The organism is Allobosea sp. GW821-FHT09G06, assembly GCF_059416005.1.
On record NZ_JBWKOI010000001.1, the window covers coordinates 129,254 to 145,191 of the forward strand.

The window sequence follows — 15,938 nt, forward strand, 5'->3', positions numbered from 1 at the left end:
CCGTGTCTGCGCAGCAGCGTTTCACGCTGCTGCGCAGACACGGGAAGACACCCTAGGACTTGCGGGTGACCTTCACGCCCGCTAGCAGCGCCGCACCCGCCAGGAAGAACACGATCAGCACGGCCAAACCCGCGCGCTGGCTCGCGAAGATCGTCGTCGCCAGTGCGACCAGCGTCGGCCCCATGAAGGACGTGACCTTCCCCGAGAGCGCAAACAGCCCGAAGAACTCGCCGATGCGTCCCTCAGGCGCCAGCCGCGCCATCAGGCTGCGCGAGGCCGCTTGCATCGGCCCGGCGACGAGGCCGATCAGCAGGCCGAGGCCCAGATAGACCCGCTCCGGCAGCGAGGCGAAGAGACCGTCTCCAGCCGCGGGCGGAGCGGCCGGGATCACGAACAGGATGTGGTCGGCACTGAGCGAGAGGATGCCGATACAGGCGAAGAGCAGGCAGGCGATCGCGCCGAGCACCACAGGCTTGCCGCCGATGCGATCGTCGAGCTTGCCGCCGAGCCAGGCGCCGAGCGTACCAGTGACGGTCAGCAGGATGCCGAAAATGCCGAGCTCGATCGTCTGCCAGCCGAAGACGCCGGCTGCGTAGATGCCGCCGAACGCGAAGAGCGCGACCAGCGCATCCTGATAGATCATGTTGGCGAGCAGGAAACGGCCGAGCGAAGGCAGATTCGGCAGTTCGGCGAGCGTGTCCTTCAGGCGTCCGACGCCGCCCTTGGCCGCCTCGGCAAGGCTCAGACCCGTCCTGCCCGAATCCGGGGTGAGCAGGAACATCGGCGTGACGAAGACGACGAACCAGAGCGCCGTCAGCGGTCCCGAGAACCGGTCGCCCTCGCGTGCGGCAGCGTCGAGCCCGAGGATCGGCGCGATGCCGATGAGCGTCTTGCCGGTCTGCGGATCGGCCGCCAGGAGGCCGAGCGTGATCGCCAGCGAGAGCAGGCCGCCGAGATAGCCGATCGCCCAGCCGGTGCCGGAGAGCCAGCCGAGCCGCTCCGGCGGCACCAGCCGCGTCATCATCGCATTGTTGAAGGTGGTGGCGAATTCAGCGCCGATCGTCGCGATGATGAAGCCAGCGAGCGCGATCGGGACCGCCGATGAAGCGCCCGGCACGGCGAACCAGAGCATCGCGGAGCCGATCACCAGCAGCGCGCCGAAGGCGGCGATCCAGGGCTTGCGCGGACCCGTCCGGTCGGCGATGCCGCCGAGCAGGGGCGAAAGCAGCGCGATGCAGAGGCCGGCGAAGCCCGTGGCATAGCCCCAGAGCGCCTGGCCGTCGGCGGCGTCCTTCGCCAGCGCGGAGGCGAAGAAGGGCGCGAAGACGAAGGTGGTGATCAGCGTGAAGAACGGCTGTGCCGACCAGTCGAAGAACAGCCAGGCGGTGACCGCGCGGCGCGGCGGCCAGACGGCGGGTGGCGCTTCGGCAGGCGGCGTCGTTGGCGTCACTGCAGGGTCGTGTCCGGATCACCGCCGCCGCGGGCGAGCTCGATCTCGGTGATCGCGACCAGGACCTCGGCGCGATCCTTCAGCGTCGATGCTTCCAGCAGCGCCTGCTTCTCGCGCGGCCCGAACGGACACATCATCGAGAGCGCGTTGACCAGCGCCTCGTTCGGCGCCTCGTTGACGCCCTTCCAGTCAATCTTGAGGTCGTTGGCCTTGGCGAAGTCGCGGAGCGCCTTGAGCAGGCCCTTGCGGTCGACCTCCTCCTCGCCGGTGCGGGCGACGAAATCGGCGGCGAAGGCGTCATAGCTGACGCGGCCCTGGCGATAGGGCGTCGTCACCGCCAATTCGTCGAGCAGCCGGAAGCGGCTGATCCCGGTCAAGGTGATGATGTAGCGGCCGTCGCCGGTCTCGGAGAACTGGGTGATGCGGCCGAGGCAACCCACCTTGAGCAGCGGCGGGATCTCGGGCTGCCGGCCGTTTTCCGGCTCGGGCTGGATGATACCGATGACGCGCTCGCCCTTGAGAGCGTCATCGATCATTGCGAGATAGCGCGGCTCGAAGATATTCAGCGGCATCTGGCCGCGCGGCAGGAGCAGGGCGCCGCCCAGGGGAAAGAGCGGGATCGCCGCCGGGCAATCCTTGGCTCCCTCGTAGACGGCGTTCATGCCCATGCGCGCCTAGTCCTTGTTCCGGTCAGGAGAACAGCAGGGTCGAGAGCTTGCGGCGCCCGCTGACGCTTGCCTCGTCCATCGGGCCCCAGGCCTCGAAGAACTGCAGCAGCTGCTTGCGCGCGCCGTCGTCGTTCCACTTCCTATCGGCCTTGATGATGGCGACGAGATGATCGACCGCCTCCTCGCGCCTGTCGCGGGCGTTGAGCGCCAGCGCCAGATCGAAACGGGCCTGATGGTCCTTCGGGTCGGCGGCGACCTTGGCTTCCAGCTCGGCCGTGTCGCCGAGCGAGGCAGCCTGCTCCGCGAGCTCGATCGCGGCGCGGATGGCTGTGATCGCCGGGTCGCTGGCCTTGTCCGCCGGAGCCATGCCGAGAATGCCCTTGGCGCCCTCGATGTCGCCAGTGTCGAGATGCAGCCGCGCCAAGCCCGCGATGGCGGCGAGGTTGTCGGGCTCGATCTCGAGCACGCCGGCATAGAGCTCGCTCGCCCCGGCGGGATCGCCGGCCGCGATCGCGGCAGCAGCGGCCTCGATCAGCTCGGCCGTCTCGCCCGGCCCCATCGGCCCGACAAGGCGCTCGATGAAGGCCTTGATCTGGCCTTCGGGCTGGGCGCCCATGAAGCCGTCGATCGGCTGGCCCTGCTTGAAGGCGATGACGGCGGGAATCGACTGGATGCCGAGCTGGCCGGGGATCTGCGGGTGCTCGTCGATATTCATCTTGACGAGCTTGACCTTGCCGCCGGCGGCCTTGACCACCTTCTCGATGACGGGGGTGAGCTGCTTGCAGGGGCCGCACCAGGGCGCCCAGAAATCGATCAGCACCGGCTGCTTCATCGATTCGGCAATGACGTCCTCGCGGAAGCCCTGGGTCGTGGTGTCCTTGATCAGGCCGGGTTGCCCGGCTGCCTCGCCATTGACCAGCATGGGTCGTCCTTCGTGATCTGTTCTGGAGGCGAAGGCGTGCCCTTACGGCCGCCCGCGCAGTTGCGCCATAGATGGGGTGCTTCAGCCGTTCTGTCCATCGGGCGGGACGGGCAAATCGACGATCAGCGGCTCATGCCCCGTGCTCCGGAAGAAGGCCAGCAGATCGTCGCGGCTGACCCGCAGTGTCGCCGTGTTGACCAGCGGGTGGAAATTGACGTCCTCGCCGGTCGCGAGGGTTGAATCCAGCACCATGGTGACGTCGCCGGCACGGTCGTTGATCACGGCGAAGGCGGTGACCGAGCCCGGCGTGACGCCGAGCTTCTCCAGCAGCAGCTCGGCCGAGCCGAAGGAGAGCCGGCCGCTGGCGCCGATCCGCTCGTGCAGGCGCTTCAGATCGATTCGCGCGTGAGCCTCGGCTGAGACCAGGAAGATCCGCCCCTTCTTGTCCTTCAGGAACAGGTTCTTGGTGTGATGGCCGACCATCTCGTCGCGATGCGGCGCGGTCTCGGCAACGGTGAACACGGCCGGGTGATCGGTGCGATGGAAGGCGATGCCCTTCTCGGTGAGATAGGCGCAGAGCTGGTCGGGCGAGACGGGCGCGGTCATGGCGAGGCGATCGGCAGGAGACAGGGCAGGATTCGGGAGCACACTGAAAATGTCTGCCGGAACGGCAGAACAGACTGTAAAATGCCTAGCCCCGTGAGACACTGGCAGCAAGATCGGACCGGTGAATCCGGGCTTTTGTGGAAGGCGGCAAAAAACTTTCACCGGGGTGCTTGCGCTTCGCGGTGCTTTGGGGCAATAACCCGACCGCGCCGCCAACACGGCGCGACTGTCTCGGATGCGGGTGTAGCTCAGGGGTAGAGCACAACCTTGCCAAGGTTGGGGTCGAGGGTTCGAATCCCTTCGCCCGCTCCAGACAATCTCAGGACTTGAGAAGCATGCAAGCGTCGGGTTTTCCGGCGCTTTTTGCTTTTGGGCCTGAGGGTCTCGAGGCCATTCCCCTGAGCCTCCGAAAGCCCGTGGTTACATCGCGGTTACAAGGATCATCGGGAGGTGACAGCTATCCTCAACGCTTGATGAGGATTTTAAGCGCGCCAATGGGTGTCATTCAATCAGGGATGAGAATTGACCACTAGCCAAGATGGGCGCCGAAATCGATCGCGCCCAGGGCTTTATCGAATCCCCTCTGACAGAACTCTTCGTTCAAAGCGAGTGATCTTGTATTCAAGGTCGCGTCCAGGTTACGGCTACGATTCTGGGGCGAGAGCGAGCGGGCCATGTTAGGTGGCGTGATAAGACCTTTGTCGGAATTTCTTTCGACGAGATATAGTCTGGGCCTAAGCGCAAACTTCGGCTCGTTTCTACAGCTTCAGTATATTCGAAAGCGAGAAGAGGAGGCGGGCGTTCTTCTTCGGCTCGAACGGAGAGTTTACCATGACCGGCTTGGCGATGCCGACTGAGAGGTGGAGATCTTCCGTCAGGAAGAGACGCACGCCCGCGCCGACTGATGCAAAGCTCTGGTCGAGGTCATGGCCGGGAAGCTTGATCCGCGCGGCGCCGCCCTCGATGAACGTGAAGAGCTGATAGCCCTTGAGGAATTTGAGGGACAGGGATTGGTCGTAACGCAGTTCGGCCGAGCCTGCGATCGCGTCGTCGCCCGAGATCCAGCCGGCGTCGAAGCCGCGGCCGAAGGAAAGCCCACCTAGGGCGTATTGCTGCGATGCAAGGAGGGGGCCGGACGCCAACTGACCACCTGCCGCGAGCTTGATCGACCAGTTCTCGCTGAAATTTTCGTAATGCGTCAACGAGCCGTTGATCAGCGCGAAATGTGGAGATGCGTCATGACGGGATAGCCAATCGACGCTATCCGGCTGGCCGTCGATGAGGCCGAGGCCCTTGCGGGCCGTCGCGGAAACATAGGTCCAACTACTGGGGCGCAGATGCAGCTTGTAGTCGGCGGTAAAGCTGGCAATGCCGATCCGGTCGGCGAAGATCGGCCCGATGAAATCCCGCTCTGAGGCGCGCGTCACGCCGAGCGAAGCGGTCAGCCATAGCGACTGCATCTGGCTGAGGATCGGAGCGTAGGAGATCTTGGCCTCGACCGTGTCGGCCTGCGAGCGGTTCCTCAGATATCGGCGAAGATCGCCCGGCCAGTTTTCGCTATGCGAAGCCGCGACGCCGATCCGCCAACTGTCGGAGCCGAGCGGGAGGTCGTAGGCAATCCTGCCGTACCGCATCTCCCGCGGTGAGCCGGGGACGAACGATCCGCTGACCGTGAGGCTGTCCCCCGGCATCAACATGGAATTGATTGCGACGCTGCCCGATGCCTGCCACGGGCCCGACGAAGAGGAACCCATGTTGTCGATGGCGGTGGCGCCATAGAGGCGCCAGCTCTCGGTCTTGACACCGAGACGAAACCGTCCCGACCCGGGCGATGTTTCGTCGAGTGTCGTGTCCACGACCTTGATGCCCGGCCGCTCGTTGATCAGGAGTAGTTGGCGCTCCAAGGATGCGAGGCTCGACGGCCGCTCCTCCGTGAGTGGAGCAAGCAGGCGCTCCAGCCCGAAGGCGGCATTCGCTCCGGAGACACTCACTTGCTCGATCACGCCCTCGACGACGGTTACCTTCAGCATTCCCGAGCGCATGTCCTGCGGCGGGATCAGGGCCCGGCTGAGATGAAAGCCCGCCGCGCGATATCGCGCGGTTATAGCGGCTGCGATCGCAGCCAAATCCTGAGCAGATAGTTCCCGATCGATATAAGGCCGATAGGAGGCCGCCAATTCGCTGGCAGGTAACGCGGTCGCGCCCTGCAGCTCGACCTTCTTGAGCCGGAACAGCGGCGTCCGATCCTCAGGCTGCGTTTCAGAGCCGAGGGACGGAAGCGCGACGGGACTGCGGCGCTCCTCCGCCTCGCGTCGCTGCGCCTGCGTCTCGACACCCAAGGGTGCCGGTCGCAATGGGGTCGTGGGAGGCAATGCTTGCGCGCAAACCGGCACGGCGATGAACTGCGATAAGACCATCGCGGCGGCCGCTTTGCGCTTGATGCGCGAGCCTTTGGTCATTCGTGAACGCCTACCCGACCGATTTTATTCTTTAATGAGGAGTGAACGGAAAGGGTTAATGAAGAGTAAGTATTAAGGATTGCTCCGCGGCCGACGGCTAAGTTTCTCTTCATCGCTTCGTGCTTAGGTGGAATTCCCTACGCTTCCAGCACGGAAGCTTCCCGCCTCAAGGAATGAGTGCATGACGGGCCGTTTCGCGTTCTGGCTCGCAGCCGCTGCCGCATTAATCTGCATCGGCGGCCTGCCCGCTGCGGCGCAGGATAACACCTGGAAGGTCGTGAAAACGTCCGGGGAGGCCTGGATAGGCTCCGCAAGTCATCCCGCTTCGCTGACGCAGACGAGCGAACTGCGCCCGGGCGATTCCATCCGGACCGGGCGCAACGGACGCGTTCTCCTCATACGTGGTCAGGAAACCATCCTGGTGTCGCCCAACTCTGCGATCAGCCTGCCCGAGGCTGGGCGGTCTGGCCTGTCGACGGTCATCCAGCAGGCCGGCACCATCATGCTGGACGTCGAAAAGCGGAACGTGCAGCATTTCGAGGTCGAGACGCCTTATCTCGCGGCGGTGGTGAAAGGGACGCGTTTCCGCGTTTCGATCGCTGGAGGCCAGACGAAAGTCGATGTCGTGCGCGGCCAGGTTCAGGTCACCGATTTCCGCTCCGGCGATTATACGCTGGTGAACCCGCAGCAATTCGCGCGATCGTCCAGTGCCGGAGCGCCCGGCCTGAAGCTTGGTGGTAGCGGAGAGCTTGGCGCCGTCACGCGCGGACCGGCGCAGGTCCCGCGCGTGCAGCCGCTTTCGGTCCCGGCCGGCGGGCTGAAGCCCGATGCCGGCTCGGTACCCCTTCGCAACAACGCTCAACCCACGACGTCGGCGGGCATGCCAGGCTCCGGCCAGCCCGTCATCGCCCGTACGCCGGGAGGCGGCGCGCGTATCGTTGCTCCGATCGGAGAGCTGCACCTCAACATCCGCGAAGTCACCAACGGAATGGCGCGCAACCAAAGCGCCGAGGGCTCGAAGATGAAGAGCTTGTCGAGCAGACTTCAGCCTGGCAACGGCGGCAACGATATCCGACTGGACAATAGCGGATCGGCCGGGCCGAACGGCAATGGCGCATCGTCAGGATCAGCCGTTTCCACGGCCGTAACCTCAGGCTCCACTGCCGCCGGCGCCATCGTCTCGAATGCTGCGACGGCAGGCGGCGGTGTCGGCGGCCAGAACGGTCAGGGTGGCGGCGCCAGCGGTAATTCGGGAGCCTCGTCCGGCGGTCTGCTAGGCGTGGTCGGGCAGGTCACGGGCGGCCTCGACGCTCTCATCGACAATCGCGGCCGCGGCAATGCCTACGGCCTGCTGGGCGGGAACGGCATCGGCAAGGCACTGGGCCTGGGCAAGAAGAATTAAAGTGGCCGTGCAAGGGAACCGGGGGGCAGCACGTGGTTGGAAGGCCAGGGTTGGAAGGATGCTGCTCCCATTCCGGTCTTATCTGTTCGCCCTCCTGGCCGTGGCGCTTGTCGTTCTGGCTGGAGCGCATACCCGCCTGCGTGAGACGGTGCTGGATGGGCGATTTCACGTGGTCAAGCGGGCGCCGTCCGGCAGCATCGCCATGGTCGAGATCGACCCGCGCTCGATTGCCGCTGTCGGGCGCTGGCCCTGGCCCAGGTCGCTTCATGCCGAACTGGTCGGCAAGCTCGCCGAACTGGGCGTGACCGACATCGCCTTCGACGTCGACTTCAGCGCCCGGTCGGTCGATGCGGAGGACAGGAGGTTCTCGGAGGCCCTGAAGGGTGCTGGCGGCAGCGTTATACTGCCGATCTTCAGACAGGTCGCCTCTGGTGCCAGCAGCGCTCGGCAAGGCTATGTGAACCGCCCGCTCGCCATGTTCGAAGCGGATGCCTGGCTCGGCATGGTCAACGTAGCGCCGGACCGGGACGGCGTCGCGCGCGACTTCAATTTCGGCGCAACGATCGACGGCCAGTTCATTCCCTCGATCGCTTCGCTGCTGGCCGGATTGCACGAACCCGCCACACCGGATTTCCGGATCGATTTCGGCATCGATGGCAGCGCTGTGCGCGGCGTGCCCTATATCGACATTCTCCGCGGGAACGGGGATCTCGGAGCCGTCCTGCGCGGCAAGAAGGTCATCGTCGCCGGAACGGCCGCAGAACTCGGTGACCGTTTCGTGGTGCCTGGTGGGCAGATCATCCCCGGAGCCTTGCTGCAAGTCCTTGCTGCGGAATCGATGCTGCAGGGCAGAACCCTGCGAACGACCACGTTCGCGCTTTCGCTTGCACTGCTGCTCGTGCCGCTCCTCGTGGCTTTCGTGCTGAGGCGGCGTCGCGCGCGGCACAGGATAGTCGCGGTGATCTCTGCGGCAATCGCGGCAGAAGCAGCGGCAATTGCGATCCAGTCTGTCTATCCCGTCGCGATAGACACCTCACTGCTCCATGTTGCGGCTTTCGCTTACGCGCTGATTGCGCTCGTCGAGGAGGTGGACCTTCGCGGCCTGCTTCGCCTCACGGCGGAGAAGCGCTTCAACAACGTCGCCATGTCGCTGTCGGATGGACTTGTTTGCATCGACCGAGACGGCCGGATCTCGATGTCGAACGAAGCTGCGAGCCGGATTTTCGGGTTCGATGCCTCGCGGATGCAGAGCTTGCAATTCGCCGAGCTGCTGGCAGGCGAAACTGCCGTAAAAGTCCCCGGCGCCTTTCCGAACATCAATGCCCAGGTTCACGAGGAGACGGGGCGGCGCGCCAACGGCGAGCTCTTCCCGCTGGAATGTAGTTGGTCCGTCTGGGAGACACCCTCCGGTCGGCAATACGGGGTCGTGCTGCGTGACATCTCCGAGCGCCGCCGTCAGCAGGAGCGTATTCGATATCTCGCGGAAACCGATCCCGTCTCGGATCTTCCCAACAACAACAGCCTGATTGCCGCCCTGAACGACGCCATCGAGCGCGACGAGCCTCAACGCCTCATGCTCGCGAGCCTGTGGCACTTTCGTCGGATGCGTGATCTCGAAGGACAGACCTTCGCGGATGCGCTCATTCGCGCCGCGTCAGCAAGGCTGAGATCCAAGCTTGGTCAGGGGATAATACTATCACGAAGCGACAGCGACGAATTCGCGATCCTGTTGCCTGCAAACCAAGTCGAGCATCTCGCCGCGTCGCTTATCGAGACGTTCCGCAATGAACCGCTCGAAGCAGACGGCCGCGCTGTACGCGTGCCGATTGTCCTCGGCCATGCCGGCTCCGAGGAGGCCGCCGATCCGGAGATGTGGCTTGGCAATGCTCGCTTCGCGCTCGCATCAGCTCAGCGGCAGGAGGCCGAGATCGCCATCGGCTTCGCGCCGCAGATGCGCGAGGAGGTTGAGAAGCGGATCGACCTCGAAAATCGGCTGCGCCAGGCGCTCGCTGCGGGGGAATTCGAGCTTTTCTACCAGCCGCAATTGGATCTTCAGACCCGCGCGATCGTCGGGGCGGAAGCCTTGATCCGCTGGCATCACCCAGAGCGCGGTTACGTCTCGCCCGGCGAATTCATGCCGGTGATCAACAGCAGCTCGCTCGCTGACGGAGTCTCCGCCTGGGTTCTTGAAACCGCGGTCCGCCAGGCTGCCATCTGGCAGCATCAGGGAACGCCATTGCGCGTCGGCATCAATCTCGCACAGTCCCAGTTCACGGCAGGGACGCTTGCTGCGGAGGTCGCGCGCCTTCTTGAGGTTAACACGCTTGATCCCGCCTGGCTCGAACTCGAAGTCACGGAAGATATCATTCTCGACGACATCAGCCGCGTCAGGGCGATCCTGGGGGCGTTGCACGAGCTCGGTGTTCACATCGCGTTCGACGATTTCGGAACGGGCTATGGCAGCTTGACCTCGCTGAGGGACTTCCCGCTCGATACCATCAAGATCGACCAGACCTTCGTTCGAAGCCTCGAGCCGGGCAGCGAGAATGCCGCGATTGTCGCGGCCACGATCGAGCTGGGCAAGGCCCTGGGGAAATCGATCATCGCCGAGGGCATCGAAACCGAGACGGTGGCCGAGCTTCTGAGGGCGCTGGGCTGCCAGGAAGGCCAGGGCTATCTTTTTGGTCGGCCGATGCCTGCTCGTGACCTTGAGAAGGTGTTGCCGCGCAAAGCAGCATGAGACGGCCCTGCTCGAGAGGCAAGCCGCTTCTGAAATAACCGAGTGAAGAGCGATGCGCGAGCGTTCTTGCTCAGAAATCCTCGCACCGCGTCAGCATTTTGCCGGACGGCAGCGCGAAATAGCACTCGTCTTCGTAGTGAACAGGCGTCCCGTCTTCGAGGGAATAGGAGACCGTCGAGAGGCCAGGCTTGTTCTGCCAGACGATAACGGTGAAGCGATTGCCCTCGTCGTCCTGGCACAGTTCACGATAGAACTCGCGACGTGTGCTCTGTTGGCGGCGGGACGTCTCGACAGGAGTTTGAAACGCGACCATTGGTCCACCTTATGCGACGCATCTATAACGTCTCAACGAGAGGCTCTGCCGCAGTGTTCCCCGGATATTATGCGGCCGCGCTGGATATAATTTTAGGGCTTGCGGCAATGCCGATCCCGCCCAGCTCGCTACCGGTTCGGCTGGCCTTTTGCTCGACATACTGAAGCCGTGTCTTGGCTGTGTTCGGCAGGCCTTTCACTCGCAGCCAAGCGAGATATTCACTTGGCCTCACCGTCACGATCTGAAGGGCTCGGCCACGGGCGAGCCAGGCGTTCATCACCTCCAGCGCATTTCGATGCCATGCGTCATAATCCGACGGCATCTCCACGCGGTCGTGTGCCAATTCCCAGAGCTGGTGAAAATCCTCGCGTTCATATTACGGCAGCGCGACCGTATATCCGAAAGCCAATAAATCCCGCGTTTCCTCGCCATCTGAACACCTCCAACAGCTAGCCAAATCTAAAACCGGCAATCCCAATTGGGTTTCGAGCCTAGTCGACCCGACGCTCTGAATGATCGTGCCTGCGAAAGCCCGGCTCCGCCTGGAGCCGGGCTTTTTTGCGATCTGTCGAAACGATCGGATCGCCGCAGCGTTGCTCCGGCAGCACTTTCAGAAAGGGCAAGCGATGATCGACCGGAACCACGAACGAAATGGCAGCACCAACGGCCCGACCGAGCCGAACCAGCGCCCGCCCGAAAAGCGCGACGACGCTGCTGATGATGCGATGAAGGGCGCGAAGATCATCTCCGAGGGCAATCAGAAGCAGCGGGCGAAGGACCAGGACACTCCTCCGGCCGGTCCGCATGCGAAGGAGTCGCAGACGAACAAGGAGGCAACGCCGGGTTCCGGCGCGCTGCCCCCAACCAAGCCCGTTCGTCATATCGACCCCGGTACTGGCTGACCTTCATCCACCTTCTCTCCGCGAAGTCGCATTGGAAGGTGTTCCGTGGAAAAGCTGAAGACCTATCGCGCGAAGCGCGATTTCCGGAAGACGAAGGAGCCTAACGACGCGAGCGCAGTCGCTCCATCGAAACGCCTGCGCTTCGTCATTCAGAAGCACGATGCGACACGGCTCCATTACGACCTTCGCCTGGAACTGGGTGGCATCTTTAAGTCCTGGGCCGTCACTAGGGGGCCTTCGCTCGACCCCGACGACAAGCGCCTCGCCGTCGAGGTCGAGGACCATCCGCTCGCTTATGGCGATTTCGAGGGGACGATTCCCAAGGGCCAATATGGTGGTGGCACGGTTCAACTCTGGGACCGGGGTTATTGGGAGCCCGAGGGGAAGCTCAGTCCGCAGCGACAGCTCGAAAAGGGCGACCTCAAGTTCGCGCTCGACGGCAAGCGACTGCAGGGCAGCTTCGTCTTGGTGCGCATGAAGCACGATCGCGATGGCGGCAAGCGCACCAACTGGCTGCTGATCAAGCATCGCGATGATCATGCGGTCGCTTCCGATGGCGATGCAGTCTTGAAGGCTGACGCCTCGGTGGCCTCGGGCCGGACAATGAAAGCTATCGCGGCTGGGCGCGGCCGCTCGCCCGAGCCCTTCCTGCTGGCTGAGCAGGCCGTCGAAGCCGATGCGGTCTGGGACAGCAAAGAGGGCTTGGCAGCCGAAGCACGCGCCGAAAAGCCGGCGCCGAAACAGACGACAGGCCGGGCCTCGAAAGCAGGCCCCGCCGCTGCGGCCGGTCTCCCGGCGTTCGTACCGCCTCAGCTTTGCCGGAGCGTGGAGCGGCCACCGGCAGGCAGCGGCTGGCTCCATGAAATCAAGTTCGACGGCTATCGCATCCAAGCGCGTGTCGCGGGCGGCAAGGTCACGCTGAAGACGCGCAAGGGGCTCGACTGGACGAAGCGGTTCGGGGTCGTGGCCAAGGCGTTCAAGGGCCTGCCGGACTGCATCGTCGATGGCGAGGTCGTCGCGCTCGACGACCATGGTGCGCCGGATTTCGCCGCGTTGCAGGCAGCGCTATCCGAGGAAAAGACCGAAAACCTCGTCTTCTTCGCCTTCGATTTACTGTTCCTCGACGGCGCGGATTGGCGCGAGCAGCCGCTTTTCGCCCGTAAGCAAAGGCTGGAGGCGCTGCTGCGTGACGCGGCCGATGGCGTGACGCTGCGCTATGTCGAGCATTTCGAGACAGGCGGCGATGCGGTGCTGAAATCCGCCTGTCGCCTGTCGCTGGAGGGCATCGTTTCGAAGCGCGGCGATGCGCCCTATGTCTCCGGCCGCAGCGATAGCTGGACCAAGGCGAAATGCCGCGCCGGCCATGAGGTCGTCATCGGCGGCTGGGCAACCACGGCCGGCAAATTCCGCTCGCTGCTCGTCGGCGTCCATCGCGGCCCGCATTTCATCTATATCGGCCGGGTCGGCACCGGTTATGGCGCGGCCAAGGTCGAGAAGCTGCTGCCGCGCCTGAAAGAGCGCGAAGCCAAGACCTCGCCCTTCACCGGCAAGGGCGCGCCACGGCGAGCGTCGGGTGTGCACTGGGTCGAGCCGGCCCTCGTCGCCGAGATCGAATTCGCGGGCTGGACCGGCGACGGCATGGTCCGGCAGGCCGCCTTCAAGGGCTTGCGCGAGGACAAGCCGGCGGCCGAAGTCGAGACCGAATTGCCGGCGCAGCCTGCGGAAACCGCCCTCCCGAAGCCGGCGCCGACGCGCAGCGGGCGTGTCGAGGTGCTCGGCGTGCCCTTGTCCAAACCCGACAAGCCGCTCTGGCCCGATGCCGAGGACTGCAAGCCCGCGACAAAGCTCGACCTCGCGCATTATTTCGAGACCGTCGGCCAGTGGCTGCTGCCGCATATCAAGGGCCGGCCCTGCTCGCTGCTCAGGGCGCCCGACGGGATCGAGGGCGAAATCTTTTTCCAGCGCCATGCCGGCCTCGGCACCTCCAGCCTGTTCGAGCTAGTGAAGATTTCCGGCGACAAGAAATCTTATCTTCAGATCGACCGGATCGAAGCTTTGATCGCCGCTGCCCAGATCGGCGGGATCGAACTGCATCCGTGGAACTGCCGGCCCGGCGAGCTAGAGATTCCCGGTCGGCTAGTCTTCGATCTCGACCCTGGGCCGGATGTGTCCTTCGACGCCGTGATCGCGGCAGCCCGGACGATGAAGGAGCGGCTCGATGCGCTGGGCCTTGTCAGCTTCTGCAAGACCACCGGCGGCAAGGGCCTTCATGTCGTGACGCCGCTGGCGAAGCCCCGCCGTGGCGGCCCGGACTGGCCGGCAGCCAAGGACTTCGCGCGCCGCGTCTGCGCAGGGATCGCGGCCGACGAGCCGGAGCGCTATGTCGTCAACATGGCGAAGCGCCTGCGCCAGGGCCGGATCTTCCTCGACTATCTCCGCAACGACCGCATGGCCACGGCGGTGGCGCCTTTATCGCCACGCGCGAGGTCCGGCGCGCATGCTTCGATGCCGCTGACCTGGTCGCAGGTGAAGGCGGGGCTCGATCCCGCCCGCTACACCATCCGCACGGTTCCGAAGCTGCGGGCCGCAAGCAAGGCCTGGGCGGATTATGACGAAGCCGAGCGGCCCTTGGCGGATGCGATCAGGAAGCTCGACCGGTCCTGATCGGCGCCCCGCGGTATCGGAACGGATCGGCGGCCGATGCGTTTCGCGTCCGATCGGAGAAGCGCCTATGGCCCAGCGGACATTCTGGAAAGGCTATCTCAAGCTCTCGCTCGTGACCTGCCCGGTCGCGATGATGCCGGCGCGCTCCGAGAGCGAGAAGGTCCGCTTCCATACGCTCAATCGCAAGACCGGCCACCGCATCCAGAGCCGCTTCGTCGATGCCGTCACCGGCAAGCCGGTCGCCGATGACGATGAGGTCAAGGGCTATCCCAAGGGCGACGACGACTACGTCATGCTGGAGGATGACGAGCTCGACGCCGTCGCGCTGGAGAGCACGCGGACCATCGATATCGAGCTGTTCGCACCGCGCTCCTCCGTCGGCTGGATCTGGTACGACACGCCGCATTATCTCGTGCCGGACGGCAAGATCGGCGACGAGGCCTTTTCCGTCATCCGCGAGGCGATGAAATCAACCAAGACGGTCGGCATCTCCCGCGTCGTGCTCTATCGGCGCGAGCGGGCCGTGCTGCTCGAGCCGCGCGACAGAGGCATCGTGCTGTGGACGCTGCGCTATGGCGACGAGGTCCGCGACGAGAAGGACTATTTCGCGGATATCAAGAAGGCGAAACCCGAGCCCGACATGCGCGCGCTCATGGAGAAGCTGATCACATCGCGCACCAAGGACTGGTCGCCGGAGCTCGCGCAGGATCCCGTCCAAGACGAGTTGCTGGACCTCATCAAGGCCAAGCAGAAAGGCCGCAAGCCGGCCAAAAAGGCCAAGCCGGCCGCTAGCGAGGGCAATGTCGTCAGCATCATGGATGCGCTCAAGCGCAGCCTCGAACCGCGGAAATGATCAGCCTGCCTTGCGTCGCGGTTCGGCCTTGGCCGCCGTCTTGCGGGAGGATTTGCGCTTCGCCGCCGGTTTGTCGGCCGATTTCCCACTTTTCCCCGCCTCGGCACTCTGCCGGAGAGCGTCGAGCAGATTGACGACCTTCGCCGGCTCCGGCCGTTTCACCGGCTTGATCTTGCGGCCTTCGATCTTCGCCTTGACCAGCTCGGCCAGCACGTTCTCATAGCGGTCGTCGAAGGCCTTGGGGTCGAAGCGGCCGGCCTTGGTGCGGATGATGTGCTCGGCGAGTTCCAGCATCTCGCCCTCGATCTTCAGCTTCGGGATATCGTCGAAGGCGCTCTCCACCGGACGCACCTCGTAGTCGAAGTTGAGCGTCGTCGCGATCATCCCCGCATCATGCGGCCGGATCAGGATCGAGCGCATCCGCCGGAAGATCACGGTGCGCGCCAGGGCTGCAGCCTCGCGGTTCGCCATGACGTCGCGGATCAGAGCGAAGGCCTCAGCCGCGACCGGCGTGCTAGGCGTCACGTAATAGGGCCGGTCGAAGAAGAGATCATCGATCTCGTCGCAAGGCAGGAAGGTCGCGACATCGAGGGTCTTGTCGCTTTCCGGGATAGCCTCGGCGATCTCATCGGGCTCCAGCACGATGTAGTCGCCATCGCCGCGATCATAGCCCTTGACTTGGTCGTCCTTCTCGACCGGCTTGCCCGTAACCTCATCGATGAACTGGCGATGGACGCGATTGCCGGTCTTGCGGTTCAGCGTGTGGAAGGAGATGCGCTCGCTGGTCGAGGCCGCGGTGTAGAGCGCCACCGGGCAAGTGACTTCGGCGACCTTGAGGACGCCTTTCCAGATCGCTCGCGGCGCCATGGTCGCCTCTCAATATGTGTGTTCGCGGCCCTAACAGCAGACTCCGTGAACATCGTCGAGCTTCGGATGTTCCGCCGGCATCTGAGCCACTT

The 15,938-nt window shown here is 64.3% G+C and carries 13 protein-coding genes and 1 tRNA gene; 6 read left to right on the top strand and 8 right to left on the bottom strand.

Going from position 1 to position 15,938, the window contains the following annotated elements; all coding sequences use genetic code 11:
• Positions 1-52 precede the first annotated feature (52 nt).
• The 4 genes from AC07NY_RS00590 to AC07NY_RS00605 all read right to left on the bottom strand — a co-directional run bounded on the left by AC07NY_RS00590 (position 53) and on the right by AC07NY_RS00605 (position 3,646).
• Positions 53-1,450, bottom strand: coding sequence for an MFS transporter (locus AC07NY_RS00590; RefSeq protein WP_494580987.1), 1,398 nt, complete (start codon positions 1,448-1,450; stop codon positions 53-55).
• Complete coding sequence (locus AC07NY_RS00595; protein ID WP_492285963.1) at positions 1,447-2,118, bottom strand: LON peptidase substrate-binding domain-containing protein; 672 nt, start codon at positions 2,116-2,118, stop codon at positions 1,447-1,449. The genes AC07NY_RS00590 and AC07NY_RS00595 overlap by 4 nt, the downstream gene beginning before the upstream one ends.
• Before the next feature lie 22 nt (positions 2,119-2,140).
• Entirely contained in the window at positions 2,141-3,040 is a 900-nt protein-coding gene (trxA, locus tag AC07NY_RS00600; protein ID WP_494580989.1) for a thioredoxin, read from the bottom strand.
• Positions 3,041-3,121: 81 nt separating this feature from the next.
• Complete coding sequence (locus AC07NY_RS00605; protein WP_494580990.1) at positions 3,122-3,646, bottom strand: prolyl-tRNA synthetase associated domain-containing protein; 525 nt, start codon at positions 3,644-3,646, stop codon at positions 3,122-3,124.
• Positions 3,647-3,883: 237 nt separating this feature from the next.
• Here AC07NY_RS00605 and AC07NY_RS00610 point away from each other — a divergent pair.
• Positions 3,884-3,958, top strand: a tRNA-Gly gene (locus AC07NY_RS00610).
• 446 nt (positions 3,959-4,404) lie between these two features.
• Here the strand turns inward: AC07NY_RS00610 and AC07NY_RS00615 are convergent.
• Positions 4,405-6,105 (bottom strand): ShlB/FhaC/HecB family hemolysin secretion/activation protein, encoded by a 1,701-nt coding sequence (locus AC07NY_RS00615; protein WP_494580992.1) that lies wholly within the window; start codon positions 6,103-6,105, stop codon positions 4,405-4,407.
• 181 nt (positions 6,106-6,286) lie between these two features.
• On the opposite strand from AC07NY_RS00615, the gene AC07NY_RS00620 reads away from it, so the two are divergent.
• On the top strand, positions 6,287-7,507 hold the full coding sequence (locus tag AC07NY_RS00620; protein ID WP_494580993.1) for a FecR domain-containing protein: 1,221 nt from the start codon (positions 6,287-6,289) through the stop codon (positions 7,505-7,507).
• A gap of 58 nt (positions 7,508-7,565) precedes the next feature.
• Positions 7,566-10,247 carry an EAL domain-containing protein gene (locus tag AC07NY_RS00625; RefSeq protein WP_494580995.1) on the top strand — a complete coding sequence of 894 codons (2,682 nt, stop codon included), beginning with the start codon at positions 7,566-7,568 and terminating at the stop codon, positions 10,245-10,247.
• A gap of 70 nt (positions 10,248-10,317) precedes the next feature.
• On the opposite strand, the gene AC07NY_RS00630 is transcribed toward AC07NY_RS00625, so the two are convergent.
• Both AC07NY_RS00630 and AC07NY_RS00635 read right to left on the bottom strand, forming a co-directional pair.
• Positions 10,318-10,560, bottom strand: coding sequence for a hypothetical protein (locus AC07NY_RS00630; RefSeq protein WP_494580996.1), 243 nt, complete (start codon positions 10,558-10,560; stop codon positions 10,318-10,320).
• Between the two features lie 67 nt (positions 10,561-10,627).
• Complete coding sequence (locus AC07NY_RS00635; protein ID WP_494580998.1) at positions 10,628-10,882, bottom strand: hypothetical protein; 255 nt, start codon at positions 10,880-10,882, stop codon at positions 10,628-10,630.
• Positions 10,883-11,072: 190 nt separating this feature from the next.
• On the opposite strand from AC07NY_RS00635, the gene AC07NY_RS00640 reads away from it, so the two are divergent.
• From AC07NY_RS00640 to ku (AC07NY_RS00650), 3 genes are all read left to right on the top strand, one after another.
• Positions 11,073-11,462, top strand: a complete 390-nt coding sequence (locus AC07NY_RS00640) for a hypothetical protein (protein ID WP_494581000.1) — start codon at positions 11,073-11,075, stop codon at positions 11,460-11,462.
• Between the two features lie 45 nt (positions 11,463-11,507).
• Positions 11,508-14,126 (top strand): DNA ligase D, encoded by a 2,619-nt coding sequence (ligD, locus tag AC07NY_RS00645; protein ID WP_494581001.1) that lies wholly within the window; start codon positions 11,508-11,510, stop codon positions 14,124-14,126.
• 67 nt (positions 14,127-14,193) lie between these two features.
• Positions 14,194-14,979: a non-homologous end joining protein Ku gene (ku, locus tag AC07NY_RS00650; protein WP_494581002.1), complete on the top strand. Its 786-nt coding sequence runs from the start codon at positions 14,194-14,196 to the stop codon at positions 14,977-14,979.
• Here the strand turns inward: ku (AC07NY_RS00650) and ku (AC07NY_RS00655) are convergent, their stop codons facing one another.
• Complete coding sequence (gene ku / locus AC07NY_RS00655) at positions 14,980-15,846, bottom strand: non-homologous end joining protein Ku (protein WP_494581004.1); 867 nt, start codon at positions 15,844-15,846, stop codon at positions 14,980-14,982. It abuts the gene before it with no gap.
• Positions 15,847-15,938 lie beyond the last annotated feature (92 nt).